The 26,014-nt window shown below is 71.8% G+C and carries 28 protein-coding genes; 16 read left to right on the forward strand and 12 right to left on the reverse strand.

The genetic code is table 11. The annotated features are described in order from the left end of the window. Nucleotides 1-10 precede the first annotated feature (10 nt). The gene (locus OG381_RS09945) at nucleotides 11-430 is read left to right on the forward strand and encodes a Rieske (2Fe-2S) protein (protein WP_327715767.1); all 420 of its coding nucleotides are present in this window, start codon (nucleotides 11-13) and stop codon (nucleotides 428-430) included. Here OG381_RS09945 and OG381_RS09950 read toward each other — a convergent pair. Continuing rightward, nucleotides 396-1,049: a cysteine hydrolase gene (locus OG381_RS09950; protein ID WP_327715768.1), complete on the reverse strand. Its 654-nt coding sequence runs from the start codon at nucleotides 1,047-1,049 to the stop codon at nucleotides 396-398. The two genes, OG381_RS09945 and OG381_RS09950, sit on opposite strands and share 35 nt — an antisense overlap. A gap of 139 nt (nucleotides 1,050-1,188) precedes the next feature. Here OG381_RS09950 and OG381_RS09955 point away from each other — a divergent pair, with 139 nt between their 5' ends. Beyond that, nucleotides 1,189-1,656: a pyridoxamine 5'-phosphate oxidase family protein gene (locus tag OG381_RS09955; protein WP_327715769.1), complete on the forward strand. Its 468-nt coding sequence runs from the start codon at nucleotides 1,189-1,191 to the stop codon at nucleotides 1,654-1,656. Between the two features lie 6 nt (nucleotides 1,657-1,662). On the opposite strand, the gene OG381_RS09960 is transcribed toward OG381_RS09955, so the two are convergent. Further along, complete coding sequence (locus tag OG381_RS09960) at nucleotides 1,663-2,565, reverse strand: LysR family transcriptional regulator (RefSeq protein ID WP_327715770.1); 903 nt, start codon at nucleotides 2,563-2,565, stop codon at nucleotides 1,663-1,665. 73 nt (nucleotides 2,566-2,638) lie between these two features. Here OG381_RS09960 and OG381_RS09965 point away from each other — a divergent pair, with 73 nt between their 5' ends. Further along, nucleotides 2,639-3,637 carry a DMT family transporter gene (locus OG381_RS09965; RefSeq protein ID WP_327715771.1) on the forward strand — a complete coding sequence of 333 codons (999 nt, stop codon included), beginning with the start codon at nucleotides 2,639-2,641 and terminating at the stop codon, nucleotides 3,635-3,637. Here OG381_RS09965 and OG381_RS09970 read toward each other — a convergent pair. After that, nucleotides 3,634-4,965 carry an aminotransferase class I/II-fold pyridoxal phosphate-dependent enzyme gene (locus tag OG381_RS09970; protein WP_327715772.1) on the reverse strand — a complete coding sequence of 444 codons (1,332 nt, stop codon included), beginning with the start codon at nucleotides 4,963-4,965 and terminating at the stop codon, nucleotides 3,634-3,636. The two genes, OG381_RS09965 and OG381_RS09970, sit on opposite strands and share 4 nt — an antisense overlap. A gap of 48 nt (nucleotides 4,966-5,013) precedes the next feature. Here OG381_RS09970 and OG381_RS09975 point away from each other — a divergent pair, with 48 nt between their 5' ends. Together OG381_RS09975 and OG381_RS09980 are read left to right on the forward strand one after the other, a co-directional pair. Beyond that, complete coding sequence (locus OG381_RS09975; protein ID WP_327715773.1) at nucleotides 5,014-5,697, forward strand: pyridoxamine 5'-phosphate oxidase family protein; 684 nt, start codon at nucleotides 5,014-5,016, stop codon at nucleotides 5,695-5,697. Continuing rightward, a complete protein-coding gene (locus tag OG381_RS09980) occupies nucleotides 5,697-6,329 on the forward strand; it encodes an FMN-binding negative transcriptional regulator (RefSeq protein WP_327715774.1) in 633 nt (210 codons plus the stop codon). The genes OG381_RS09975 and OG381_RS09980 overlap by 1 nt, the downstream gene beginning before the upstream one ends. A gap of 39 nt (nucleotides 6,330-6,368) precedes the next feature. Here OG381_RS09980 and OG381_RS09985 read toward each other — a convergent pair whose 3' ends face one another. The 3 genes from OG381_RS09985 to OG381_RS09995 form a co-directional block, all read right to left on the reverse strand. Beyond that, on the reverse strand, nucleotides 6,369-7,304 hold the full coding sequence (locus OG381_RS09985) for a DMT family transporter (protein ID WP_327715775.1): 936 nt from the start codon (nucleotides 7,302-7,304) through the stop codon (nucleotides 6,369-6,371). Nucleotides 7,305-7,477: 173 nt separating this feature from the next. After that, nucleotides 7,478-8,476: an EamA family transporter gene (locus OG381_RS09990; RefSeq protein WP_327715776.1), complete on the reverse strand. Its 999-nt coding sequence runs from the start codon at nucleotides 8,474-8,476 to the stop codon at nucleotides 7,478-7,480. A 146-nt stretch (nucleotides 8,477-8,622) separates the two neighbouring features. Continuing rightward, on the reverse strand, nucleotides 8,623-9,153 hold the full coding sequence (locus OG381_RS09995) for a Clp protease N-terminal domain-containing protein (protein WP_327715777.1): 531 nt from the start codon (nucleotides 9,151-9,153) through the stop codon (nucleotides 8,623-8,625). A gap of 198 nt (nucleotides 9,154-9,351) precedes the next feature. Here OG381_RS09995 and OG381_RS10000 point away from each other — a divergent pair, with 198 nt between their 5' ends. After that, complete coding sequence (locus tag OG381_RS10000) at nucleotides 9,352-9,540, forward strand: hypothetical protein (protein ID WP_327722771.1); 189 nt, start codon at nucleotides 9,352-9,354, stop codon at nucleotides 9,538-9,540. 114 nt (nucleotides 9,541-9,654) lie between these two features. Continuing rightward, on the forward strand, nucleotides 9,655-10,083 hold the full coding sequence (locus tag OG381_RS10005; RefSeq protein WP_327715778.1) for a type II toxin-antitoxin system Rv0910 family toxin: 429 nt from the start codon (nucleotides 9,655-9,657) through the stop codon (nucleotides 10,081-10,083). Between the two features lie 73 nt (nucleotides 10,084-10,156). Here OG381_RS10005 and OG381_RS10010 read toward each other — a convergent pair whose 3' ends face one another. Then, complete coding sequence (locus OG381_RS10010; protein WP_327715779.1) at nucleotides 10,157-10,780, reverse strand: PadR family transcriptional regulator; 624 nt, start codon at nucleotides 10,778-10,780, stop codon at nucleotides 10,157-10,159. Nucleotides 10,781-10,994: 214 nt separating this feature from the next. Here OG381_RS10010 and OG381_RS10015 point away from each other — a divergent pair, with 214 nt between their 5' ends. The 3 genes from OG381_RS10015 to OG381_RS10025 all read left to right on the forward strand — a co-directional run bounded on the left by OG381_RS10015 (nucleotide 10,995) and on the right by OG381_RS10025 (nucleotide 14,075). Beyond that, nucleotides 10,995-12,122 (forward strand): ABC transporter substrate-binding protein, encoded by a 1,128-nt coding sequence (locus OG381_RS10015; protein WP_327715780.1) that lies wholly within the window; start codon nucleotides 10,995-10,997, stop codon nucleotides 12,120-12,122. A gap of 100 nt (nucleotides 12,123-12,222) precedes the next feature. After that, nucleotides 12,223-13,446, forward strand: a complete 1,224-nt coding sequence (locus tag OG381_RS10020) for a sensor histidine kinase (protein ID WP_327715781.1) — start codon at nucleotides 12,223-12,225, stop codon at nucleotides 13,444-13,446. Further along, a complete protein-coding gene (locus OG381_RS10025; protein ID WP_327715782.1) occupies nucleotides 13,443-14,075 on the forward strand; it encodes a response regulator transcription factor in 633 nt (210 codons plus the stop codon). The genes OG381_RS10020 and OG381_RS10025 overlap by 4 nt, the downstream gene beginning before the upstream one ends. Before the next feature lie 28 nt (nucleotides 14,076-14,103). On the opposite strand, the gene OG381_RS10030 is transcribed toward OG381_RS10025, so the two are convergent. Together OG381_RS10030 and OG381_RS10035 are read right to left on the reverse strand one after the other, a co-directional pair. After that, nucleotides 14,104-15,732 (reverse strand): thiamine pyrophosphate-binding protein, encoded by a 1,629-nt coding sequence (locus tag OG381_RS10030; RefSeq protein WP_327715783.1) that lies wholly within the window; start codon nucleotides 15,730-15,732, stop codon nucleotides 14,104-14,106. Next, nucleotides 15,729-16,514, reverse strand: coding sequence for a cyclase family protein (locus OG381_RS10035; RefSeq protein WP_327715784.1), 786 nt, complete (start codon nucleotides 16,512-16,514; stop codon nucleotides 15,729-15,731). Before OG381_RS10035 ends, OG381_RS10030 begins: the two co-directional genes overlap by 4 nt. Nucleotides 16,515-16,676: 162 nt before the next feature. Here OG381_RS10035 and OG381_RS10040 point away from each other — a divergent pair, with 162 nt between their 5' ends. After that, nucleotides 16,677-17,486, forward strand: coding sequence for a PhzF family phenazine biosynthesis protein (locus tag OG381_RS10040; protein ID WP_327715785.1), 810 nt, complete (start codon nucleotides 16,677-16,679; stop codon nucleotides 17,484-17,486). A 121-nt stretch (nucleotides 17,487-17,607) separates the two neighbouring features. Here the strand turns inward: OG381_RS10040 and OG381_RS10045 are convergent, their stop codons facing one another. After that, nucleotides 17,608-18,417, reverse strand: coding sequence for a CPBP family intramembrane glutamic endopeptidase (locus tag OG381_RS10045; RefSeq protein ID WP_327715786.1), 810 nt, complete (start codon nucleotides 18,415-18,417; stop codon nucleotides 17,608-17,610). Nucleotides 18,418-18,604: 187 nt separating this feature from the next. Between OG381_RS10045 and OG381_RS10050 the strand changes: the two genes are divergently transcribed. After that, on the forward strand, nucleotides 18,605-20,374 hold the full coding sequence (locus OG381_RS10050; protein WP_327715787.1) for a substrate-binding and VWA domain-containing protein: 1,770 nt from the start codon (nucleotides 18,605-18,607) through the stop codon (nucleotides 20,372-20,374). A gap of 61 nt (nucleotides 20,375-20,435) precedes the next feature. Here the strand turns inward: OG381_RS10050 and OG381_RS10055 are convergent, their stop codons facing one another. Further along, nucleotides 20,436-21,956 (reverse strand): glutamate-cysteine ligase family protein, encoded by a 1,521-nt coding sequence (locus OG381_RS10055; RefSeq protein WP_327715788.1) that lies wholly within the window; start codon nucleotides 21,954-21,956, stop codon nucleotides 20,436-20,438. 128 nt (nucleotides 21,957-22,084) lie between these two features. Here OG381_RS10055 and OG381_RS10060 point away from each other — a divergent pair, with 128 nt between their 5' ends. The 4 genes from OG381_RS10060 to OG381_RS10075 all read left to right on the forward strand — a co-directional run bounded on the left by OG381_RS10060 (nucleotide 22,085) and on the right by OG381_RS10075 (nucleotide 24,837). Beyond that, on the forward strand, nucleotides 22,085-22,303 hold the full coding sequence (locus OG381_RS10060) for a hypothetical protein (RefSeq protein WP_327715790.1): 219 nt from the start codon (nucleotides 22,085-22,087) through the stop codon (nucleotides 22,301-22,303). A 205-nt stretch (nucleotides 22,304-22,508) separates the two neighbouring features. Further along, nucleotides 22,509-23,093 carry a hypothetical protein gene (locus OG381_RS10065; protein WP_327715791.1) on the forward strand — a complete coding sequence of 195 codons (585 nt, stop codon included), beginning with the start codon at nucleotides 22,509-22,511 and terminating at the stop codon, nucleotides 23,091-23,093. Between the two features lie 279 nt (nucleotides 23,094-23,372). Next, the gene (locus tag OG381_RS10070; RefSeq protein ID WP_327715792.1) at nucleotides 23,373-23,579 is read left to right on the forward strand and encodes a DUF5999 family protein; all 207 of its coding nucleotides are present in this window, start codon (nucleotides 23,373-23,375) and stop codon (nucleotides 23,577-23,579) included. A gap of 211 nt (nucleotides 23,580-23,790) precedes the next feature. Further along, a complete protein-coding gene (locus tag OG381_RS10075) occupies nucleotides 23,791-24,837 on the forward strand; it encodes a LacI family DNA-binding transcriptional regulator (RefSeq protein WP_327715793.1) in 1,047 nt (348 codons plus the stop codon). 99 nt (nucleotides 24,838-24,936) lie between these two features. Here OG381_RS10075 and OG381_RS10080 read toward each other — a convergent pair whose 3' ends face one another. After that, nucleotides 24,937-25,983, reverse strand: a complete 1,047-nt coding sequence (locus OG381_RS10080; protein WP_327715794.1) for an endo-1,4-beta-xylanase — start codon at nucleotides 25,981-25,983, stop codon at nucleotides 24,937-24,939. Nucleotides 25,984-26,014 lie beyond the last annotated feature (31 nt).

The following is a 26,014-nucleotide window of genomic DNA, read 5'->3' on the forward strand; positions in this document are numbered from 1 at the left end:
GGACGTGACCATGTCCAGCGAATCGCTTCATCCCACCTCGGCACCGAGTCGGCGCATCGTCGTGGCGGCGGTGGGGGCGGCGGGGCTCGCCCTCACGCTGAACGCGTGCGGGTCGGACGACGACGGGTCCGGCGCCGCCTCCGGCACCGCGCTCGCGAAGACGTCGGACATACCCGAGGGCGGCGGCAAGATCTTCAAGGACGCGGGCGTGGTGGTCACCCAGCCCGCGGCGGGCGAGTTCAAGGCCTTCTCCTCGAAGTGCACCCATCAGGGATGCGCGGTCACGGGGATCTCCGACGGGGTCATCACCTGTCCGTGCCACAAGAGCGAGTTCTCGGTGAGCGACGGCAGCGTGCAGAAAGGGCCCGCCACCCAGCCGCTGCCCGAGCAGAAGATCACGGTGAGCGGCGACTCGATCGCGCTCGCGTGAGACAGCCCACCACGTCGGCCGTGGTCGCCAGGGTCGCCACCAGGGCAAGGGTGTTGCGGATCATCGCGGAGGTGTAGTCGGAGGGCACCCCGGCGATCGCGTCCGTCGGGACGACCACGGTGTAGCCGCGGTTGACCGCGTCGAACACGGCGTTGGGGATCGCCACGTTGGCGGAGACACCGGCGACGACGAGGGTGCGGCAGCCCAGGTTGCGCAGCAGCGGGTCGACGTCGGTGCCCTGGATCGGCGACAGGCCGTGCAGTCGTCGTACGACGAAGTCCTCCTCGGTGACCTCGATCGGGGCCGCGATCCGGACCGCCGTGGTGCCGGACAGCTGCTGGACGGGGAGCCGTTCGGCGGCGCGGAACAGCCGGGCGTTGCGGTTGGCGCCGCGGCCGTCGGGGCGGCGTTCGGCGAGGGCGTGGATCACCTGGGTCCCGCTCTCGTGGGCGGCGGCCACCAGCCGGGCGACGTTGGCGAGGGCGCCCGACGACCGTGCCTCTTTGGCGAGTTCGGGCAGCGCGCTGTCCGGGCCCACGACGCCCTGCTGGCACTCGACGGTGAGCAGCACCGTGGAGTGCGGTGCGAGGAGCTCGCTGAGCTGTTCGTTCGACGGCACTCTCGCCCCCTGGTAGCCGACGGTGGAGCCGGGAGCGTAGCCACCATTGCGTGAGGACGGAAGACGCCGCATCCTTTTCTGACGTGATGTCAGAGGATCTCTCCTCTGGCACGACGTGGGAGAAGGAAGAGGGGGCCGTATGACCGTCACTCAGCGCCGGGGCCGGAAGATCATGATGACGCCGGGCGAGCTGGACGAGTTCCTCACCAGCCAGCGCACCTGCCGGGTCGCCACCGTTTCGACGGGTGGCGCCCCGCATGTCAGCACGCTCTGGTTCGCCTGGGACGGCACCTCGCTGTGGCTGTACTCGGTGGTGAAAAGCAAGCGCTGGACCGACCTGCGCCGCGATCCCCGGGTCGCGATCGTGGTCGACACCGGTGAGGAGTACGACGAGCTGCGCGGCGTCGAGCTGTCCGGTGCCGTGGAGTTCGTGGGCGAGTCCCCGCGCGTCGGGGATCTGTACGCCGAACTCGACGTCCCGGAGACGCTGTTCGCGCGCAAGAACTTCGGGCTCGACGAGATGCCGCACGACGGACGGCATGCGTGGATGCGGCTGACGCCGGACAAGATCGTGTCCTGGGACTTCCGCAAGCTCCCCGCCATGTAGGGCAGTTCAGCCGACGTTCGCCGCGGCTTCGCGCAGGGCCCCGACCGCCGCCCTGATCGACGGGCGGCGGTCGGCGTCCGCGCGCCAGACGACGTAGACATGCCGGCGGACCCGCTGCTTGAGCGGGACGGTGACGACACCCTCGGGCATCGGGTGCCGGCCCAGCAGTGGGGCGATGCAGATGCCCAACCCGGCCGCGACGAGCCCGAGTTGGGTGTGGGTCTCGGCGGCGCGGTGACCGACGATGGGCTCGATACCCTTGGAGCGCAGGGTGAACATCAGCCATTCGTGACAGAATTCGCCCTGCCCCCAGGTGATCCACTCGTCGTCGGCGAACTCGGAGAGGTCCACCTCGTCACGGTCGGCGAGCCGGTGTCCGACCGGCATCGCGACATCCGCCGGGTCGTCCAGGACGGATGCCTTGACCAGGCCGTCCGGGAGCGGCATCGGCTTGTTGTACCAGTCCAGGACCACGGCGAGGTCGAGGTCGCCGCGGACCACTCCCGCGATGCCGAGCTCCGGCTCCAGCTCACACGAGCGGACCCGCAGCGCGGAGTGCTCCGCCTTGAGGGCGGCGAGGGCTGCGGGGAACAGTCCGCGCGCGGCGGTCGGGAACGCGGAGAGCCGCAACTCGCCGACGACCTGCCCGCGTTGGGCCTCCAGATCGGACTGGGCGAGCTCGACCTGGGACAGGATGCGGGCCGCGTGCTCGGCGAGCAGCCGGCCGGCGTCCGTGAGCCGCACCCCCCGGCCGTTCTTGGCGAGGAGCTGCTGGCCGACCTCACGCTCCAGTTTGGACATCTGCTGCGAGACGGCCGAGGTCGTGATGTGCAGCGCCTCGGCGGCGCCGCTCACCGAGCCGTGCCGGGCGAGGGCGTCGAGGGTGCGCAGGCGCTCCAGATTCAACATGTAAGCAATGCTACGAGATATCCGAGTGAAAATCTCGATTGTGCTACGCGATGTTCGGCGCCAGGGTTGTCCCATGACCACTGCCGTCCCCACCCGGACCCGCGCCCTCGACTGGCGTCTGCGCTTCGCCGCCCTCTCGCTCATCTGGGGCTTCAGCTTCCTGCTCATCAAGGTGGGCACCGAGGGGTACGCCCCCTTCCAGGTCGCGCTGGGCCGGCTGCTGTTCGGGACGGCGGTCCTGGCGGCGGCGATGGCGGTGAAGCGGGAGCGGCTGCCGCGCGGGGCGCGCACCTGGGGCCATCTGACGGTGGCCGCGTTCCTGGTGAACGCCCTGCCCTTCTCCCTCTTCGCCTACGCGGAGCTGACGATCCCGTCCACGCTCGCGGGCATCTGCAACGCGACCTCGCCGCTGTGGGGCATGGCCCTGTCTCTGGTCGCCCTGTCGGAGGACCGCCCCACCCGCACCCGGGTCGCCGGTCTCGGCCTCGGCTTCCTCGGCGTCCTGACGGTCCTGGGCGCCTGGCAGGGCTTTGACGGCCTGGACGCCCGGGGCACCGCGATGGCCCTGCTGGCCTCGCTGAGCTACCCGATCGGCTGGATCTACGTCCGCCGCACGCTGGCCGGTGCCGGTCATTCCCACCTCTCCATGACCGGCGCCCAGTTGCTGCTGGGCACCCTGCAACTCGCGGTCGTGACCCCGCTGTTCACCGACCTCCCCAGCCGCTTCGCCGTGACGCCCCTGCTGGCGATCGCCGCCCTGGGCTCCCTGGGCACGGGCCTGGCCCTCCTCCTCCAGTACGGCCTGGTCGCGGAGGTCGGTCCGACGACCGCGCAGATGGTCACGTACTTCATCCCGGTCATCGCCACGGCCGCGGGCGTCGCGATCCTCGGCGAGTCGCTCAGCTGGTCGACCCCGGTGGGAGCGGTGATCGTCCTGACGGGCGCGGCTCTGACGCAGGTGCGCCGCAGCGGCCTGTCAGGGGCACAGGGCCGCATCGACGCGCGGTTCCGCCGCGCGGCGCGACCGACCCCCGCCGAGCCGCACCCCCCTCGCGACCTCGCGGCCCGTTAGGCGTACCCCCGCACCGGCCCGGCCCCGACGGCCGCGGCGATGGCCTCCGCCAGCGACACCGCCTCCCCCCGCGTCAGGGTCGACACCGTGACCCGGATCCCGGGACCCGCGCCGGTCCGGAAGCGGGCCCCGGGGGCCACCGCCCACCCCGCGTGCAGCAGCCGTGCCACCGCCCCGGTCTCGTCCGGCACCGGAATCCACACGTTCATGCCACTGCGGCCGTGCGCGGCGATCCCGCGCTCCGCCAGAGCCCCGATCAGCACGTCCCGCCGCCCGGCGTACGCCGCCGACACGGCCCTGGTGTCCACCGCGCCCTCGGCCCAGAGCCCCGCCAGGGCCCGCTGACCGATCCGGCTCACCCAGCCGGGGCCCACCCGCTGCCGCCCCCGCACCCGGTCGACCGTCACGGCGTCGCCGGTGAACACGGCCAACCGCAGATCCGGCCCGTACGCCTTGGCCGCCGACCGCACGAAGACCCAGCTGTGCGTGACGCCGGCCAGGGGATGCAGTGGCAGATCCACGATGCCGTGCCCGTGGTCGTCCTCGATGAGCAGCACCTGCGGGTACTCCTTCAGCACCGCCCGCAGCGCCCGCGCGCGCGCCGCACTCACCGCCGCCCCGGTCGGATTCTGCGCCCGGTCGGTCACGATCAGCGCCCGCGCCCCCGCTCCCAGCGCCCGCCGCACATCGTCCGGGAGCGGCCCCTCGTCGTCGACGCGGACGGGAGCCGTGCGCAGCCCGACCGCCGGGACGAGGTCGAGCAGGCTGCCCCAGCCGGGATCCTCGACGGCGACGGTGTCGCCGGGCTTGAGGTGGACCGCGAGAACGCGCTCGACCACGTCGAGCGAACCGGAGGCGACATGGACGGGCCCGTCCGGAACCCCGTCGGCGTCCAGGGCGGCCCGCGCCAGGCGTGCCAGCTCCGGCTCGACGGCGGCGTCGCCGTACAGGACCGGCTCCCGGTCGTTCCGCTCGGCCGCCGCCGCGAACGCCTTCGCCAGCGGTGGCAGCAGTCCGGGGTCCGGGTTGCCGTTCGCCACGTCCCGCACCCCCTCGGGCACGTCCGTCCGGTCGGCCTCGCGCCCGGTCGTGGCCGGCCTGGGCCGCACCCTGCTGCCCCGGCGTCCCGCGGTCTCGATGACCCCGCGCTCCCGCAGGGTCCGGTAGGCGGCCGCGACGGTATTGGGATTCACCTCCAGCTCGGCTGCCAACTCCCTCATGGGTGGCAGTAGTTGGCCCGGTTCCAGCTCGCCGGAACCCACCGCCTGCTCGACGCTCGCCGCGATCTCAGCTGCGCGACACCCTTGGATCTTGTATCCTCCTAGCACAAAGCAGATTATGCACTAGTGCAATACGGACCGCAAATGGAGAGAGCCATGCAGGGGACCCAGCAGCCGACGCCTCAGCCGACCGCCTACCCGGCGACCGACCGCACGGTCCCCACCCGCTCCGCGGACCGGGCGTCGTACGACAAGGAGGTCGTGCACGCGATACTCGACGAGGCCTGCGTCTGCCATCTCGGCTTCGTCCGGGACGGCGCGCCGGTCGTGCTGCCCACGCTCTTCGGCCGGGTCGGCGAACGGCTCTATGTGCACGGCTCGACGGGCTCGCGTCCGCTGCGGATGACCGGCCAGGCCGACCCGGGGCTGCCGGTGTGCCTGACGGTGACCCATGTGGACGCGCTGATCCTGGCCCGCTCGGGCTTCCACCACTCGATGAACTACCGGTCCGTGGTGGTGCACGGCACCGCGTACGACGTGACGGACCCCGAGGAGAAGCTCCTCGCCCTGGACGCGCTCGTCGACCAGGTGGTGGCCGGCCGTTCCAAGGACTCGCGGCCCGCCAACAAGAAGGAGCTGGCCGCCACCGCCGTGATCCGCATCGACCTGGACGAGGTCTCCGCGAAGATCCGCACGGGTGGCGTCAACGACGAGCCCGAGGACCTCGACCTCCCGCACTGGGCCGGAGTGGTCCCGCTGCGCAAGGGCTACGAGACCCCGGTCGCCGACCCGCTCCTGGCCCCGGGGACCGAACTGCCCGACTACCTGCGGGCGCTGTGATGCTGATCCACCCCTGGGACGCGCCCCACGACGACGCCGAATGGCAACAGTGGCTGGCCGTGCACGACTTCGGCACGTTGGTCGTCAACGGCCTGGACGGCGAGCCGCCGTACGCCCAGCCGCTGCACTTCACCTACGACGCCGCCGACGGAGTGGTCCTGACGCATCTGGCCCGGCCGAACCCGATGTGGCCCGCGCTGCTGGCGGACCCGGAGGTCGTGCTGAGCGTGGTCGACGACTACGCGTACATCCCCGGCCCCTGGCAGGCGCCCCCGGACAGCCCACCCGAACACGGCACACCGACCAGCTTCTACGCGGCGGTCCAACTCCGTTGCCGGGCCCATGTCGTGGACGACCCGGCGGAGAAGGCGGCGCTGCTCAACCGCCAGGTCGGCCACTTCCAGCCGGAAGGCGGCTCCGCCGAGGCGGCGGTCGGCGAGGCACCGTACGGCCGGCTGCTGTCCGGTCTGCGAGGTGTGCGGCTCGAAGTCACCGGTGTACGCGCGAAGTTCAAATATGCGAACCATCGGACGCCGGAGGTGCAGGACCGGATCGTGGAGGGGCTGACGGAACGGTCGGAGCCGGGTGACGCGGCGGCGCGCGAGCATCTGCTGCGCCGCCGCGGAGTCTGAGCGAAAGGGCCCTCACCACCGGGCGAGGGCCCCTCGGCGTCAGACCGCCGGCCGTCGCGCTCCGCGCGCCTCCGTCACCGCGAGCCCCGTGACGGCCCCGAGCATGAGCAGAGTGCCGGCGAGGGTCGGCATCGTCAGCCGCTCGCCGAGCAGGACGACGGCGAGCGCCGCCGCGCCGACCGGTTCGAGCAGCATGATCACGGACACGGTGGCAGAGCGTACGGCGGCCGCGCCCGCGAAGTAGAGGCCGTAGGCGAGGGCCGTGGGGACGGCCGCGAGGTAGGCCAGCAGCCAGAGCAGCAGACCGGGCCGCGCGGTGTGCGGCACCAGGCCCTCGGCCAGGGCGAACGGCAGCAGCAGCACGCTGGTGACGGCGAACACCCCGACGGACGTACGGGCGGCGTCCGCCCCGCCGTCACGCCCCCAGCGGCGCGTGAGCAGCGTCATCGACGACCCTCCGGCCGCAGACACCAGCGCGAGCAGCACGCCCGACGGACGGACGGCCGAACCCTCGCCGCCGAGCGTCAGCACCCCGAGCCCGGCGAGCGCGCCGGCGACGGCGACGGCCCCGCCCCACCCGAGCCGCTCCCCCAGGGTCAGTCGTGCGCCGAGCGCGACGAGGACGGGACCCGCGCCGAGCGTGACGACCGTGGCCACGGCAAGCCCGGTGGAGTCCACCGCCGCGAAATAGCCGGTCTGGAACACGGCGAGCCCGAGGCCCGTGGCACCCGCCCGCAGCGCCCTGCGACGGAACGGTTCCCGTACGGCGGTCAGGGGCCGCGGGCGCACCAGGCGTACGGCGGTGAGCAGGACGAGTCCGGACGCGCAGCGCCAGAAGGACAGGGCGACCGGTCCCAGGTCGCTGGCCCCGTAGGCCAGCGCGGCGACCGCGCCCGCGGTGCCCCAGGCGGCACCGGCGATGATCAGATAGAGAAGGCCTCGCCCGATGGGCAGGCCGGAAGCAGCATTCGACACGTGTCGTCTCCGCAGACATGGAGAAGTGAGGAGCCCGGCTCAGCGGGATCCGTGGACTTCGTCCGCGGGCAGCACCGTTCCGCCCGGCGCACGGCCGGGCGTGATCTCCGGAGGGCCCGCCTCAGGCGGCGGGCGGCGCGAGGATGACGCGGTGGGAACGCATGATCGGCAGCCTAGGAGGCGCTCGACCGGGCCGACAACTCCCTTTCCGGGCCACCGCTCGCCACCGGCTCCGGGGTGGGATGGGTGGGCGCCGAGGACTGCGCGATGAAGGCGCCGGCCAGGACGACCGCGCCGCCGATGATCTGCGGGGCGGACAGGTGCTCGCCGAGCAGGACCCAGGCCAGGACGGTCGCGATGACCGCTTCGAGGCAGGCGACGACGCCGGCGACCTGCGGGGAGAGGCGGCGCACGGAGACCACGCCGGTGACGTAGGCGACGACCGTGGCGATCAGGACGATCCAGGACAGCAGCAGCGCGGCGGCGACCGGGGTGCCGTTCATGTCCCCGGCGCCGCCGAGGACGGACCAGTCCATCGTCCAGGGGCGGGCGACGACGGTGAGCACGGCGGCGCCGACGAGGAGGCCGTACGCGATGACGCCGAGCGGAGCGGGGGCGTCGGCACCGGAGTCGCTGCCCTGGTCGGACAGGACGAAGTAGCCGACCTGGCAGCAGGCGGCGCCCAGTGCCAGGAGCAGGCCCACGGCATCGAAGCTCAGCCCCGACCAGACCTCCACGACACAGGCGAGCCCGCCGACCGCGAGGACCACCCCGAGCGCGGCGGCCCGCGTGACCGGCCGCCGCTGCACGAAGCGGACCCAGCCGAGGACGAGGGCGGGTGCGAGGTACTCGACGAGCAGCGCGACGCCCACGGGTATGCGGGAGATCGAGGCGAAGTAGAACGCCTGGACGCCGGCCACCCCCAGCAGTCCGAACCCGGCGAGCAGCGCGGGGCGGCTGCGCACCAGCGCACGGTGACGGACCGCGAGCGGCAGCATCACGAGCGCTGCGCCGGTCACGCGCAGCCACACCACATGGAGCGGGTCCAGCCCCGCCTCGATCAGCGGCTTGGCCGCGACACCGGATCCTCCGAAGGCGACCGCCGACGCGAGCGCGAGCCCGAGCCCGATGCCCTTTCCGCGGTTGCCGCCCCTGCTGTCAGTCGTATGCACCGGCCCATGATGACAGGGGACGACAGGAGCGTCACCCCCGATGACACCTGTCTCAGCGGCTGGACCGGCACCACCGGGACAAGGGGGTGCCGCATGGGTGGGACGAGGGGTGACCGCGGGCAGGCCGAGGCAGTGCCGCGTCGAGCTCAGGAAGGGCTCTGCGCCCGGCTCTCGATCCGACCCAGGACCGCCCCCGCGTCGATGCCTGCGCGGGTGAGAACCTCGACGGCTCGGGCCTGCGGGTCGGCGACGAGGGCCGCCAGCAGGTCCGTCCCGTTCGCGCGGTCGGCGCCACGGCGGACGGCACGCTCACGGGCGTACTCCATCGCGTCCGCGGCCAGCGGCGAGAGGCCCTCCGCCTCGGGGACCACGGGGACCGGGCCGGAGTCCTCGACGCTGCCCTGCCAGCGCAGCCCGTAGCCGATGCTGCGCTGCACGAGATAGCCGAGCAGCCGCGCGAGCTGCGGGCCGTCCTCGAAGACGGTGCGCACCTCGGGGTCGTGCTCCAGGAGCGAGTGCAGCAGATGGGCCGTGTCGATCTGCCGGTCCCCGTCCCGGACCGATCGGCGGCGCGCTCCGGAGACCACCGCCGCCAGCTCTTCGCCGAGCCTGGCATCGATGTCCGCGCGGTTGCTGCCCGGCTCGTTCACGGACTGCCGGGGGATACGGGGTGGCACATCCCCCACCTCATCAGCCACGCCGCCCCGGGTCATCCCCGGAGGGAACCATTCTCGCGTCCCACACAGAGTGGACCCCGGTGGCCGGAATCTCCTCCTTACGGATGAGATCAGGCCGTTCACCGGGCGGCGGCGCGCGCCTGCTTGCCCCGCGCCCCGAACGCAACCACCCCGCTGTCCCGTTCGTCCAACACGGACATGGAGAGCAGGTTCTGGCTGGTGGCTCTGCCTGCCGTCGACGGCAGGCAGTACGTGTACCGGGTGTACGCCCCGGCGGACGCGCTGCTCGCCGACCTGTTCTGGGAGGCGTGGCACTGCCACGACGAGAGCGCCTTCCCGCGGGCGTGGGACCTGTTCGACGCGGCGGTGATACGGCTCGTCGCCTGAGCGGCACGGCCGGTCAGGGGCCTCCACACTTTCTGACGGTTCATCAGCATTGAATGTTTCAGGCCCTGCGGCTACGTTCCGCGACACCGTAGCCCGATCCGAAGGGGTGGTCGCATGGCCGAAGTCAGCGCCGAGGCACGCATCGAGGCACCGGCCGAGAAGGTGTGGGCGCAGCTCACGGACTGGCCCGCGTACGGGGAGTGGAACGCCACCCACACCAGCTTCCCGCAGGGCGGCCCCACGGCCCTCGAAGTGGGCGCCACGTTCCAGGAGAACATGAAGCTGATGGGCTTCCCGGCCGAGGTCGAGTGGACCATCGAGGAGCTGGAGCCGGCCCGGGTGCTGGCCATCCGCGGCAAGGGCCCGATGGCGGTGACCGTCGCCAACCGCTACACCCTCACCCCGGACGGCGACGCGACGACGGTCCGTATCGACGGCGAGTTCACGGGCGCCGCGGTGGCGCTGATGGCGGGCAAGCTCAAGGACTCGGCGACGGCCGCGCTCGACGAGTCGCTGCGCAAGCTGGCCGGGCTGGTGACCTGACGGCGGCCGGCAGCGCACACGAAGGCGCCCCGCGGATCGCTCCGCGGGGCGCCTTTTCACTGCTCTGTGACCGTCAGTCCTCGTCGGCGAGGATCAGGTACAGCTTCTTGCGGGCATCGGTGATGACCGCGAGGGCCTTCTCGCGCTGCTCCTTGCTGCCGGTCTTCCAGACCTGGCCGAAAGCCTCCATCAGCCCGAACCCGGCCTGACGGATCTCGTTCAGCGCCTCGAAGTCGACGCCGCGGGAGGCTTCCTCCCAGGGCGCGTCCGGGCCCTCCTCGGCCGCGGTGCGGCCCGCCTCGGTGAGCGCGAACAGCTTCTTGCCGCCCTCGCTCTCGCTGGCGATCAGGCCCTCGTCCTCCAGCAGCTGAAGGGTGGGGTACACCGAACCCGGGCTGGGCTTCCACGCCCCGCCGCTGCGTTCGGCGATCTCCTGGATCATCTCGTACCCGTGCATGGGCCGGTCCTTGAGCAGGGCCAGGATCGACGCACGTACATCGCCGCGCCGCGCCCTCCCCCTCGGTCCGCCACGCCCTCGAGGCCCCCAGGGGCCCGGGCCGCCGAAGCCGGGTCCGCCGAAACCACCGGGGCCGCCCGGCCCGAAGGGGCCGAAGGCACCACGCCGTCCGTCGAAGCCGCCTCGGCCGCCGCGCGGGCCGGGTCCACCGTGTCCACGTTCGAATCCATGGGAACGCATCGCTACCACTCCATCCATCGTTGATCTGTCGCGATGCGTCAACGATATATCGGAATAGTTCGCATGACAAGCCTCTGTCGAAAGGCCTGGTCAACCGTTCGATTGAATCGCGGTTACCACGTCAGCGCGCCCCTCGCTCCGCCCGGCGGACGCGAACACCCGCCGGCAACGGACAAGCTGCGTACGTCACCCCCCAGCAGAGAGGTCCCGCAGCATGTCCAGCTTCCCCAGCAGGCGCCGTGTCCTCGCCACCGGCGCCGGTGCGGCCATCGGTATCGGCGCGCTCGGCGCCACCCCGGTCCAGGCCGCCGCCGCCTCGCGCACCACCGGATCCGAGGAGACCAGGACCCTCGACGAGCTCTACAAGGCGGCCCTCGCGGAGGGCGGGAAGCTCGTCCTCTACGCCGGCGGGGACACCCCCACCCAGCAGGACTTCACCAAGGCCGCGTTCCTCAAGCGGTTCCCGGACATCGACCTGACCCTGGTCGTGGACTACAGCAAGTACCACGACGTCCGCGTCGACAACCAGCTCGCGACCGACACCCTCGTCCCCGACGTCGTACAGCTGCAGACCCTCCAGGACTTCACGCGCTGGAAGGAGCAGGGCAGGCTCCTGCGGTACAAGCCGGCCGGGTTCTCCAAGGTGTACGACAAGTTCAAGGACCCGCAGGGCGCCTGGGTCGCCATCGGGGCGATCGGCTTCAGCTTCATGTACGACACCGCGGCGGCCGGCTCGGGCGCCCCGCGCACTCCGCTGGACCTGGTCGACCCGAAGTGGAAGGGCAGGATCGCCTCCTCCTACCCGCACGACGACGACGCGGTCCTCTACCTCTACTCGCTCTACGTCCAGAAGTACGGCTGGGAGTGGGTGGCCAGGCTCGCCGCCCAGGACGTGCGCTTCGCGCGGGGCAGCAACTCCCCCGGCGACGCGGTCCGCGCCGGCACGCACGCGATCGGTATCGGCGGCTCGGGCGCCCCGCTCGCCTCCGGGCCCGTGAAGTGGGTCGCGCCGGAAGGCGCCCCGTTCATGGCCTGGGGCCAGCGCGCGGCGATCCTGAAGCAGGCCGCGAACCCGACCGCGGCCAAGCTGTACCTCAACTGGCAGTTGTCGCTCGCCACCCAGCAGGGGTCCTTCAACGGCTGGTCCGTACGTACCGACGTCACTCCCCCGGCAGGCCTCAAGCAGGTCTGGGAGTACCCCGACGCACACGTCGACGGCTTCCCCCGCTTCATGGCCGACCGTGCCGCGATCGAGCGCTGGAAGCAGACCTTCGCCCTGTACTTCGGCGAGGTGAAGGGCGACCCCACGCCCGGCTGGCTCGGACTGCACCCCGGCGCGTAGGGGCGGAGAGCCCGCCCCAACCCTTCACATCGGTCATACAGCCCCCGGATAGACTCGGACGCCCTGTCCAAGTGGATCAGTGAGTCCAAGGGGATCTGCCGTGACCGACCGCGTTCCCGTCCGCGGCACCAGACACGCCCTGGAACACGCCCCGCACTTCGTGTTCTTCCTGGTCGTCGGCGCGGCCGCCGTACGGCTCGTCGATCTCAACAGCCCGCTGTGCTGGCACATGGTCAGCCTCAGCGGGCTGCTGGCCGTGGTGTACGGAGCGGGTCTGGGCCTGTGGAGCCGGCTCGGCCCCGCCCTCCGGCTCGCCTGGATCACGACTCTGCTCGGTCTGTGGGGCTCCCTCCTGTTCCTCGTCGAGGCGCCGGTGACCTGGGCGTACGCCTGGTGCGGCATACCGCTGGCGTGCGCGGCCTTGCGGGCACTGGGGAAGCGGGCGGCGCTGGTCGCGGTGGCCGCGATCTCCGGCGTACTGGCCTGGCGACTGGTCGGCTCGACCGGCCGGTTCGACATGGAGATGGCGCTGGTCCCGGTCACGGCGGTCTGGGGCACCGTGGCCCTCTACCGGACGCAGCAGCGAGACGCCGCCGAACGCCAGCGCCTCCTCGACGAGTTGCGGAGCACCCGCGACATCCTCGCCGAACAGCAGCGCCGGGCAGGCGTGCTGGCCGAACGCACCCGGATCGCCCGCGACCTGCACGACACGCTGGCCCAGGAACTCGCGGGCAGCCTGATGCTGCTCCAGGCGGCCGAGCGGGACTGGGACCGGCGGCCGGACGCGGCCCGTGCCCGGGTGCGCGCGGTGGCCGACGGCCTGGACGGCAATCTCGCCGAGACCCGCCGGATCATCCACGACCTCACCCCGTCCGCCGTCGCCGAGGAAGGGCTCGAGGGCTCGCTGCGGCTGCTGTGCGCCCAGGCGGAGCAGGAGGGGCCGGCCGCCCAGGTGCGGTTCCGGTCCGCGGGCGAGCCCCGGCCCGTCCTGGACGAGCAGGCGGCCGCGACCCTCTTCCGGGTCGCGCAGGGCACGCTGGCCAATGTCCGCGAGCACGCGCGCGCGGTGAACGTCCTGGTCACCCTGCACCACGAGGCGGACCGGATCGAACTCGACGTACAGGACGACGGAGTGGGCTTCGACCCCGCGGGCGCCGGGGCCCTCGCCCGCCCGACCCGCGGTTTCGGCCTGCCCGCCGCCCGCGCCCGGCTCCGCGAGTGCGGCGGCGACCTGCGGGTCACCAGCGCACCCGGCCGGGGCACCCGGGTCCGGGCCGTGCTGCCGGCGGCGGCTCCCCGGCTGACCCCGGCGACCGTCGGATGACCGTACGGCTGGTGATCGCGGACGATCACGCCGTCGTCCGCGCCGGGCTGCGGGCCCTGTTGGACGGGGAACCGGATCTCGAGGTGATCGCGGAGACGGGCAGCGGCGAGGAGGCCGTCCGTCTCGCCGCGGAGCTGAAGCCGGACGTCGTGCTGATGGACCTCCGGTTCGCGGGTTCCGCTGTCGACGGCATCGAGGCGGTCCGCCGGTTGAGCGTCGAGGCCCCGGCCGTGCCCGCGCTGATGCTGACGAGCTTCTCCGGGCGGACCGACGTCGTGCGGGCCCTGGAGGCGGGCGCCCGCGGATACGTGCTCAAGGCCGGGCCGCCCGAGGAGCTCTTCCGGGCGGTCCGTGGCGCCGCCGCCGGCGCCCTGGCCCTCGCCCCCGAGGTCGTCGGCGAACTCGTCGGCCAGGTGGTCAGCCCCGACGTGGCTCTCACCGGGCGCGAGGTCGAGGTCGTACGGCTGGCGGCGGAGGGGCTGAGCAACCGGGCCATCGCCCAGGCCCTGTTCCTCAGCGAGGCGACCGTCAAGACCCACCTGGTGCGCGTCTACCGCAAGCTGAGGGTGGAGAACCGCGCGGCAGCCGTGACGGAGGCCGCGCGCCGGGGACTCATCCAGCTCGACTGACAGCCCGACCGGACAGCCCGGCCTTCCCTCAGTGGCCTCGGAAGGCCTCCTCCAGCCACCACGCCCCGTGCTCGCCCGCCACCTTGGCGTCGACCAGCAGCGGCACCGACCGCGGCCCCGTCACCCAGTCCTCGACGGCCTTGAGATCGGCGCGCGTCCGCACGGTCACCGCCTCGAAGCCGTGACCGCGGGCGATGGCGGCGATGTCGGTCGGCGGGAAGGTGACCGTGTCGAGCGGGAAGCCGTCCGGGCCGAAGTGGTGCACCTCCGCCCCGTATCCCTCGTCGTTGTAGACGACCACCACCATCGGCAGCCCCAGCCTGCGTACGGTGTCCAGTTCGGCCGCGCCCATCAGCGCGCCGCCGTCGCCGAGCACGGCCACCGGCAGCCGGTCGGGCCGGGCCAGGGCCGCGCCGATCGTGGTCGCCAGGCCCAGGCCGATGGACTGGAAGGCCTGCGTGAAGCAGAAGCCGTCCTGGTCGGGCACCGACAGATAGGCGCTCGGGTAGCCCATGAAGTTCCCGGAGTCCACGCCGACGACCCGCTCCGCCGGGAGGATGTCGTCGAGCGCGATGCTCAGCGTCCGCGGGTCGATGCGGTCCCGGGTGCTCTCGTCCTCGTACGGCACGTCCCGTCGGCGCACCCCCACGCCGATGGCCTGCGCGCGGTACCCCTCGCGCCGCGCGCCGCCCGCGTCGAGTGCGCGCCGGGCGGTGCGGGTCACGTCGCCGACGACACCGAGGTGGACCTCCCGGTGGACGCCCAGGGCGGAGGCGTCGTCGTCGACCTGGACGACGGTGGCGTCCGGGCCGATGAGGCGGCCGTGCCGCATGGTCCACATGTTCAGGGCGCAGCCCCAGCCGACGATCAGGTCGGCGCCCCGGATCAGTTCGGCCGTCAGGTCGGACGCGAAGCCGCCGGAGATGCCGAGCGACCAGGGATCGCCCTGGAACAGACCGTGGGCCACGGCCGAGGTGGCGAGCAGTGCGCCGTGGTGGTCGGCGAGCGCGGTGAGGGCGTCGCGGGCGCCCGGTGAGCGGGCGCCCCGGCCGGCCACGAAGACGGGGCGGCGGGCGCGTTCCATGGCCGTCACCAGGGCCGCCACATCGGACTCCGACGGCTCGACGGCGGCCCGCGCGGGCGGCGGGGCGGCGGCGATCGCGGCGGTGTCGGGCAGGTCGAGGGCCTGTACGTCCAGGGGGAGGTTGAGCAGTACGGTACGGCGCTCGTGCAGGGCGCGTCGTACGGCGTCGCAGGCCTGCTCGACCGCGGAGTGCGGGGACGTCACGCGCTCGGTGACCGCGCCGACGGCTTGGGCCAACGCCTCCTGGTCGACGTGGAAGTTGGAGGTGGGCCGGGTCGCCTCGGCCGCGAGCACGAGGAGGGGCGTGCGGCTCTTGGCGGCCTCCGCGATACCGGTCAGCGCGTTGGTCAGCCCGGGCCCCTGGTGCACGCTCAGCGCGGCGGCCTTCCCGCTCATCCGTGTGTGGGCGTCGGCCATGGTTGCCGCGCCGCCCTCGTGGCGGGCGGCGACATAGCGGGCCCCCGTGGCCACCATGGCGTTGGTGAGGTGGAAGTTGCCCGAGCCGACCACGCCGAACACATGGTCCACACCGGCCGCGGTCAGGGCCCGGCCGACGGCTTCGGCGACCTTCATGACCGCTCCACGAGGGCGAGGACGCGGGCGGGTGAGCCGGAGCCGTTGAGGATGGGCAGCGGGCCGGCGACGACGACGGCACCGGTGGCGGGCAGTTCCGCGAGGTTCTGCAACTGGGTCAGGCCGTATTTGTCGTTGCCCATCAGGTAGGAGTGGCACGGGAAGGCCGGGTCGAAGGAGTGGGCGCCTCCGGCGTCGGTGCCGACCGTCTCGGTGCCGAGGCCGATCACCGGTGACTCCTCGGCGACCCAGCGGGCGCACTCCGGGGACAGGCCCGGGGTGTGGGGGCCGTTCTCGTCGGCGTTGAGGAACTCCTCCTGCGCGTGCGAGCGCGCGTCCCAGCCGGTGCGCAGCAGCAGCCACCCGCCCTCGGGCAGCGGGCCGTGCTCCGCCTCCCAGGCCTTGATGTGGTCCACCTCGACGAGGAAGTCCGGGTCCTCGGCGGCCGCGGCGGAGAAGTCCAGCACGGCGGCGGGCGCGATCAGCCGGCTCGCCGGTACGGAGGCCACGTCCGCGAGGTCCTTGCCGGTCACCCAGTGGTTGGGCGCGTCGAAGTGCGTACCGGTGTGCTCGCCCGTGCGGAAGTTGTTCCAGTACCAGGCCGGCCCCCGGTCGTCGTACCGGCTGATCTCCTCCAGTTCGAACACCTGTGTCTGCCCGAACCCTTCGGGCAACCGGATCACCGGCGTCTGCGACGACAGGGGCGAGGTGAGATCGACGACTTCGATCGCACCGCTCCGCAGCCCGGACAGCAGCGCGGCGAGGACGGACGGCTGGGACATGGCGGCCTCCTGAACTGTCGTGTGCGCGAGACGCGTTGACGACAGTCGCACCGCATCGACGAGCCCGTCCAGAGGCCACGGCTCCCCGGGTGTCGCCAAATCGGTCCAGTGACCCAGGATTGGCCTTGGCCTGCGGCTCGGGGTCGGCCTAGCGTCGGCGTCATGCGTATCCGAATCGTCGACGCCTTCACCGACCGGCCCTTCGCCGGCAACCCGGCCGGGGTCCTGCTGCTGGACGCCTTCCCGGACGACAACCGGCTGCAGAACATCGCCGTCGAGGTCAATCACGCCGAGACGGCGTTCGCCCACCGTCTTCCCGGGGGCGGCGAGGCCGACTGGGCGCTGCGGTGGTTCACACCGGCCGCCGAGGTCAACATGTGCGGGCACGCGACGCTGGCCACGGCCCATGTGCTGCACACCACCGGCGCCCACGAGGGGCCGGTGCGGTTCGCCACGCGGAGCGGTGTGCTCATCGCGACGCCCGGTGCGGACGGGTCGATCACCCTGGACTTCCCGACCGCTCCGCTGACCCCGGTCGAGCCCCCGGAGGGGGTAGCCGCGGCCCTCGGCGCCGAACCGCTCCTCGCCTTCGACACCGGTCCGAACGTCGGCGACCTCCTCGTCGAGCTCGCCGACGAGAAGACCGTCCACGCCCTCACCCCCGACCACAAGGCCCTCGGCGCCTACTCGGAGCGCGGCGTCATCGCCACCGCCCGCGCCGAGAACCCCGCGCTCGGCTACGACTTCGTCTCCCGCTGCTTCTTCCCCAACGTCGGCATCGACGAGGACCCGGTCACCGGCAGCGCCCACACCGCCCTGGCGCCCTTCTGGTCCGAGCGGCTGGGCCGTACCGAACTCACCGGTCTGCAGGCCTCGCCCCGCTCCGGCCGCGTCCGCACCCGGCTGGTCGGCGACCGCACGCTCCTCACCGGCCGGGCGGTCACGACGATCGAGGGCGAGCTGCTCGTATAGGCGGTTCCATCGCCCCCCGAAAGGGGCGCGGGGCTGTATCGACATGCGGCTTCCGCCGCGCGAGCGCGCTCAGCCCCCACCGGTCCGCGGCTTCCTCACGGCCGGCACTCCGGCACACGGTTCAGCCGCCGGCCGGCGTCGGCAGCCAGCCCACCTTCCCGGCCAGCAGCGCGTAGCCGACGAACGCCCCGATGTCGAGCAGCGAATGCGCCACCACCAGGGGCCCCACCCGTCCCCACCGGCGGTAGAGGTAGACGAACACCACGCCCATCACCATGTTGCCGATGAAGCCGCCGATGCCCTGGTAGAGGTGGTACGACCCGCGCAGTACGGAACTGGCCATCAGCGCGGCCCCGGGCGTCCAGCCCAACTGGCCCAGCCGGCGCAGCAGGTACCCGACGACGATGACCTCTTCGAGGATCGCGTTCTGCATCGCGGACATGATCAGCACCGGGTACTTCCACCACACCTCGGGCAGTGCCTCCGGCACCACCGTGAGGTTGAATCCCAGCCCGCGTGCGGCCAGGTAGAAGGCGATTCCGGTGCTGCCGATCACCGCCGCGACCGCCGCGCCGCGGCCGAGGTCGGGCCACGGCCTGGTGCGGTCGAAGCCGAGGGTGCGCAGGCTTCCGCCCTCGCGCAGCAGGAAGTGCGCGACGAGCAGGACGGGCACGAGGGACGAGGCGATCCCGAACAGCTGCCAGGCCAGATCGAGCCAGGGGCGGCCCGGCGCGGCCGAGGCGTTGAGGGTGGCCGCCTGGTCCTTGAGGCCGCCCGGCCTGGTGACCGATCCGACAAAGCTGATCAGGGCGGACACTCCGCTCGCACCGAGCGAAAGCCCCAGAACGAGCAGCGTCTCATCCCGGAAAATCCGCCGCGAACGCCCCTCCTCCGGAAAAGAATCGGCCACACGGCCCGCCTCTCCCTGCACACCTGACTCCAATTCAGTATTCCCGTCCCATCCCCATCACCGCCCCGCTAGGGTCTCGAAAGAAGTTGCGAAGATCGTGCGCGACTGGCCGTTGGGGGACGGACACCGTACGGGGCTGACCTCCCCTCTGCATGCCATACGGCCGTGAGACCGGCAGAAGGTAACAACAGGGAGGGGCACCACCGTCATGGGACGTCACAGCTTGCCCGATCAGTATGGGGCGGGCGGCAGCGACCCCCGGCCACGCACCCGCCGCCGTACGGTGGCCATCGCGACCGTGCTCGTGCTGACCGTCGCGGGCGGCACGGCGGCCGCCGTCCAGAGCGGACTGCTCTCCTTCGGTTCCTCCTGTCAGGACGACGCGGTGGACCTGAAGGTCGCCGCCTCGCCCGACATGGCCCCGGCCCTGCGCGCCGCGGCGGAACGGGCCCGCGACATCGGCCTCACCTCCGACGGGCGCTGCGTCGACGTCGAGGTGACCGCGCACGACTCCTACAAGCTCACGGACACCCTGCTGGCAGGCAGGCCGACCGACGTCCAGGTGTGGGTACCGGACTCGGAGCTGTGGGTCCAGCGGATCGCTGCGGACACCAAGGCGACGGAGGTGACCCCGGTCGGCGGCTTCGCCTCCAGCCCGGTCGGTGTGGCCATGGTCCCGGAGGCCGCCAAGTCGCTGGGGTGGCCGCAGAAGTCGTACAGCTGGATCGAGCTGGTCGGCGCCACGATGCGGGACGACTCCCTCAAGCTCGGCGCGGCCGACCCCTCGCGCAGTGCCACCGGACTGCTCGCCCTGACCCAGCTGGGCACCGGCGCCGCCAAGATCAAGGACGGGGACACCCAGGCCGCGGCCATGATGAAGAGCCTGTCGCAGCGCACCTCCGACAGCGACACCCAGGTCCTGGACACCCTGCCGCGCGACGCCTCGGGCACCGAGCAGGGCAACCCGAAGCGCAACCAGGCGCTGATCCTCAGCGAGCAGGCGGCGTTCACCTACAACACCGCGGCCGACGGCGAGGGGCTCGACCTCTTCTACCCGAAGGACGGCTCGCCCCGGCTCGACTACCCGTACTCGCTGGTCGACCAGGCGGCGCTGAGCACCGACGAGAGCCGGGCGGCGCTGAAGTTCATGAACTATCTGCGCAAGCCCGAGCAGCGCCGGCTCATGGAGAAGTACGGCTTCCGCACCTCCGCCGACGAGGTCGCGGCAACGCTGGTGACGCGGGCCGGCGGCAGCGAGCCGCAGCCGTACGCGCAGGACGCCCTCAAGCCGGCCTCGGAGGGGGCCCTCCAGGAGGCTCTCGGCACCTGGACGATCACGGTGCAGAGCGCGCGGGTCACCACGGTCGTCGACGCGTCCTCCTCCATGTCCGAGCCGGTCCCGGGCACGAACCGGTCCCGCATGGACGTGACCAAGGCATCCCTCCTCCAGGCGCTCGCCACGTTCACGCCGGAGGACGAGATCGGTCTGTGGCAGTTCTCCACCAAGCTGGACGGCGACAAGGACTACCGCGTCCTCGTCCCGACCGGACGCCTCGGCGACAGCAGGGACGGCGGAACGCAACGGGACAAGCTGTCGGCGGCCTTCAGCGAACTGGCGCCGGTCCCGAACGGCGCGACGGGCCTGTACGACACCACGCTCGCCGCGTACACGGAGGCCACCGCCTCCTACGCCAAGGGCAAGTTCAACGCCCTGGTCGTGCTGACCGACGGCGTCAACCAGGACCCCGGCAGCATCTCCCGCTCCACGCTCGTCAGGCGTCTGCAGGAACTCACCGACCCCGACCGCCCGGTCCCGCTGATCATGATCGCCGTCGGCCCCGACGCCGACCGCGAGGAGGCCCAGCAGATCGCGGAGTCCACCGGCGGCACGGGCCAGGAGGTCTCCGACCCGTCCCAGATCCACGAGGTGATCCTCAAGGCGATCGTGGCGGCGGGGGCGGAGGGAAGCGCAGGCTGAGCGGTCGGGGCCGGGCGAGCCGTCCGGCCGTGCCCTTTCCCCAGCGCCTTCCCCACGCCGCTCAGCCCAGCGGCGCCGGCTCCGGCAACCCCACCGGCCAGGTGTGCACCGGTTCGCCGAGGTGCATCAGCTCGGCGTACCGCCGGGTCGTCGCGGCGAGTGCGGCGTCCCGGTCGAGACCCGACTCCAGGGCCCGGTGGAACGTCGCGGCCTGCCAGGTCGCCCCGTTGGCCCGCCGCCGGCACCGCTCGTCGATCACGCCCAGGTACAGGTCGCGGTCCGCGGGTTCGACCCCCCACGCGTCCAGGCCCGCCGCCGCGAGCGGCAGCAGTTCGTCGCGCACCAGGGTGACGGCGTCGACCTGGGTCAGCCCGCCGCCGTACCGTCCGCGCCGCGGCCAGTCGAAGCGGGCCTCGATGCCGTGCTCGCAGGCCGCGTCGAAGTTGGCGGCGGCGGCCTCGAAGGGCAGCCGCGTCCACACCGGCCGCGAGTCCTCGGCGAGGGCGCGGACCACGCCGTAGTAGAAGGCCGCGTTGGCGATGACGTCGGTGACGGTGGGCCCCGCGGGCAGGACGCGGTTCTCCACCCGCAGGTGCGGAACGCCGTCGGCGATGCCGTACACCGGCCGGTTCCAGCGGTACACGGTGCCGTTGTGCAGGACGAGTTCGGCGAGCGAGGGGACGCCCCCCTGGTCGAGGACCCTCAGCGGATCCTCGTCGTCGCAGATCGGCAGCAGCGCCGGGAAGTAGCGCAGGTTCTCCTCGAACAGGTCGTGCGCCGAGGAGATCCACCGCTCCCCGAACCAGGTCCGCGGCCGCACACCCTGTGCCTGGAGCTCGGGCGGGCGGGTGTCCGTGGACTGCTGGAACAGCGGCGGCCGCGACTCGCGCCACAGCTCACGCCCGAACAGGAAGGGGGAGTTGGCTCCTACGGCGATCTGCGCGGCGGCGACGGCCTGCGCCGCGTTCCACACGTCGGCGAAGCGGTCCGGGGTGACCTGGAGATGCAACTGCACGGAGGTGCAGGCGGCTTCCGGGGCTATGGACTTCGAGGTGCAGACGAGATGCTCGACCCCGTCGATGTCCAGGACGAAGTCCTCGCCCCGGGCGGCCACGATCTGTTCGTTGAGCAGCGCGTAACGGTCGACGTCCGAGAGGTTGGAGGAGACCAGGTCGTCCCGGTCGAGAGTCGGCAGAATGCCGATCATCACGATTCCCGCGTCGAGCTCTCCCGCTTTCCGATGGGCGTATGCCAGCGAGGTGCGGATTTCTTCGGCGAGCCGGTCGAATACCCGGCCACCCAAGGGATGTGGGGCTATGTTGACTTCCAGGTTGAACATGGCGAGTTCTGTTTGGAAATCTCGGCTTGCGATCCGCTCGAGAACCTGCGCGTTCAACATTTTCGGCATACCGTCGGCACCGGCGAGATTCAGTTCGATCTCCAGCCCCATGAGGTTCTTCGGGCGATCGAACCGCTTCTCCGCCAGCAGCCGCTCCAGTGCCGTCAGGCACGTGCGGAGCTTGCCGCGGTAGAGCTGCCGATCGGACAGGTCGAATCGGCCTGCCGCGACCTTCTCCCCCATCGAAGCTTCCCTCCTTGGATGGGCGGACCGAAGATCCGGCCGCCGGTGTCGGGTCACCTGGGATGATGCCCAGTGGAGACGATCGATAACGTCCCGCGCGGCCCTTGGCGCCCCGCTACCCTGTGGAAGTGACCGGCGGCACATTCACCGGGCATGCGGCACCTTGCAGTTTCGGGTTCCCCGCACGCCTCGTGAAAAACGCCGACGAAAAACGGCCGACCGCGCCTCCGGTATTCATCGAGGTCATCGCCGTACCGCCGCCGAAAAACGGGATGATTCCCACGTATCGCCGACCGAATGGACCCTTGCTGTTCACGTCGGAAACGGGTAGACGAAACACCGTCTGAACACGTGTCGTATAAACTCCGCGAACGAGGCAGAAGGTTGGCGCCGACGGTCTGTTGTTCCTGTCGTCAAGGTGACGTACGACAGGTCTCACGCACGCCCCACGCACCCATGACCCGGCCCCCGCCTCTCTGGCCCCGCGAGCTGACAGCGCCGTCCGCCCACGCCCTCGCGCCACTGTGCCTGTCGAATGAGAGGCGACCCACCATGCCGCTGCATGTACCCCCGGCTCCCGCGCCCGCACTTCGCTCCGTCCTCACCGCGCTCGGTTCGCCCACCGCGCTCCGCGAGGCCCGCACTCCCTCCCTGCGCACCGCCCAGGGACCCGCGACACCCGAACTCCCTTTGCCCGTACACGTACTTGACGAGATCACCGCGGCGGGCGCCTCCGCCACCCGACTGACCGGGTGGCGTTTCCTGATCCGCTGCCAGGACCGTGCGGTGGCCGCCGCCGAGACCCGGCTGACGCCGGACGGCTGGGCCTTCTCGCATTTCTTCGAGGGCCCCTACATCGCCTCCACCGAGCGTGCGCTGCGCCAGGCCGAGACCATGCAACAGCCCTATCAGCCCCGCCTGCTGTCGGTCCCGGGCCTCTACATGCTCACCCTCTGGCTGCACGGCGACCTCACGGCGGACGGCGCCACCGGTCATCCCGCCGCCACCGATCTGCTCGTCCCGCTGGCGCCCGCACCGCCCGGTATCGCGGCCCACCGGCCGCACCGCGTCGCCGAACTGCTCCCGGTGCTGACCCACCGGGCGACTCCGGCCCCGCTTCTGGGACAGCTCGCCTGACCTCTTCGATCACTGGGCTCGTACGAGCGAATTGCAGCTCGTACGAGCCCTTTTCGTGCCCGCCCCCCGTCCGGACTAGCCCCATCCGGCCATCCCGAACCACCCGAAGAGACAGCGCAGTTGGAATGAACCGTCCGCGCGGGTGATGCGTCATGAACCTGTGAGAAGCGGTGCTGCCAAATCCCTGCGGATTGACGCCCGTGGGGCAACACTGGTGCCGACCGACTTATCACAACGGGGGCAGCGATGAACACCACGACAAAGCGAAAGATCCCACCAATGTGCCAGCACCAGCCGCCGTGTCCGACAGCCGAATCCGCCGACCGGGAGTCCGCCCGACTCATGGCGCACCACCCGGAGCAGGGATGGAGCCTGCTGTGCAACGGCGTTCTGCAATTCGAGGACACCGGTGAGCTCCTGCCCGACGGCAAGATCATCGCCCCGCACCGCCCCATGGGCAGCGAACAGGTGATGACCGCCGCCTGAGGGCGCTGCCGGGCGGTGGGACCGACCGCCCGGTGACTTGAGGGGCCGGCCCGCAGACCCGCGCTGCGAACCGGCCCCGACGCATGTCCCGGGGTGATCACTGCGTGTAGTCCCGCATGCGGAATGCGCTGTTCTCCCTGACGCACTTCCCATGGGCACCCGTTTTCCGGAAGACTCCTGGAAGTTTCGATCCGTCGACGGAGGTGGGGAGTTGGCAGCACACGAGGTCGGCACCGAGGGGGCGCCCGAGACCGGGGGCCGGGTCACGATCACCGAGATCGCCCGACAGGCCGGCGTCTCCGTGCCGACCGTCTCCCGGGTCGTCAACGGCCGCTCCGACGTGTCGCCCAGGACCCGGGCCCGCGTGGAGGAACTGCTCCGCCTGCACGGCTACCGCAAGCGCCCGAGCACCTCCCCCAGCGGTGCGGCCCTGCTCGACCTGGTCTTCAACGACCTCGACAGCCCCTGGGCGGTGGAGATCATCCGCGGGGTGGAGGAGGTGGCGCACGCGGCCGGTGTCGGCACCGTGGTCTCGGCGATCCACGGCCGCTCCGGCGACGCCCGCGAGTGGATGCGCAATTTGCGGGCCCGCGCCTCCGACGGCGTCATCCTGGTCACCTCGGTCCTGGAGCCGATGCTGCACGAGGAGTTGCGCATCCTCGGCGTCCCGCTGGTCGTCGTCGACCCGGCGGGCTCCCCCGCGCTGGACGCCCCCACCATCGGCGCCGCGAACTGGTCGGGCGGCATGGCGGCCACCGAGCATCTGCTGTCGCTGGGCCACCGCAGGATCGGCCTGATCTCGGGCCCGCCCCGGCTGCTGTGCTCCCGAGCCCGCTTCGACGGCTACCGCGCGGCCCTGGAGGGCACGGGGCTCACGGTCGACGACTCCCTCGTCGTCCCCGGCGACTTCCACCCCGAGTCCGGCTTCGAGGGCTGCAACGCGCTGCTGGACCTGCCCGAACCGCCCACGGCGATCTTCGCGGCCAGCGACCAGATGGCGCTCGGCGCGATCGAGGCACTGCGCAGACGCGGGCTCCGGGTCCCGGAGGACATGAGCCTGGTCGGTTTCGACGACCTTCCGGAAGTCCGCTGGTCCGCCCCGCCGCTCACCACGGTCCGTCAACCGCTCGCCGACATGGGCAAGCTGGCCGTCCGCACGGTGCTCAAGCTGGCCCGCGACGAGCAGCCGGACTCGCCGAGGGTGGAGCTCGGCACGGAACTGGTGGTCCGCGCGAGCACCGCGCCCCCGGCGCGCTGACGCGGCACCGGCCCGGCGGTGAGCCACACCGCCGGGCCGGGCCGCACCCCGGCGGACTCCCCTCCGTGCCCAGCCGCCGGGCGTCTCATCGCCGCACCGCTACTTCTTGAGCGCCTCCTTGATCGCGAAGTAGGCGGGCTTGGGCTGCAGTTGCTCGTCCCACGGCAGCGCCGCGCCCTGGCCCTCGAAGAACGCCGGGATCCAGGAGTATTTGTCGGTGTAGTCCCAGAGCGTGATGCCGACGCAGCGCCGCACCGCGAGGCAGGCCTTCGTCAGGTCGCGGTACCACTGGGCCTGCGTGGCCAGCTTGGTCTCGTCCGCGGGCAGGATCATCCGGATGTCGACCTCGGTGAGCGCGGTGTCCAGGCCGAGCCTGGCGAAGCGCCGCAGATTGTCCTCGAGGGTGGTCGGATAGCCGTACTGGAGCGCGAGGTGCGCCTGGAGGCCGAAGCCGTGCAGCGGGACGCCCTGTGCCTTCAGCTCCTTGGCCAGCTTGTAGTAGGCGTCGCTCTTGGGGCCGACCGCCTCCACGTTGTAGTCGTTGAGGTAGAGCTTGGCCTTCGGGTCGGCCTGGTGGGCCCAGCGCAGGGCGTCGGCGATGTAGCCGGGGCCGAGGGTCTTGTAGAAGACCGTCTCGCGGTAGGTGCCGTCCTCGTTGAAGGCCTCGTTGACGACGTCCCAGGCGTAGATCTTGCCGCGGTAGTGCCGTACCTCGGTCTGGATGTGTTTCTTCAGCACGGCCCGCAGCTCGGTCGCCGTCCACTCGCGGCTGGTCAGCCAGTCGGGCAGCTGGCTGTGCCAGACCAGGGTGTGGCCGCGTACCCGCTGGTGGTTGGCGCGAGCGAGGTTCACGATCTCGTCGCCCTGGGAGAAGTCGAAGACACCCTGCTGGGGTTCGGTGGCGTACCACTTCTGGCCGTTGCCGGGGGTGATCATGTCGAACTCGCTGCCGAGGATCGCCTTGTAGGGCTCGTCGACGACCTCGGGGTTGTCGGTGGCGCTGCCGTAGTAGCGGCCGTGCCGCTGGGCGAGGTCGGCGAGTGTGGTCGGCTTGTCGTGCGCCTGGGCGGGCACACCGGTACCGACCCCGGCGGCCATCAGGGCGACGGCGAGGGCGCCGACGAGTCTGAGACGGTTCCTGTGCATGGTGCGACTCCTCACGTGCGGGTGTGGTGGC

This window comes from Streptomyces sp. NBC_00490 (assembly GCF_036013645.1).
Taxonomy (GTDB): Bacteria; Actinomycetota; Actinomycetes; order Streptomycetales; family Streptomycetaceae; genus Streptomyces; species Streptomyces canus_F.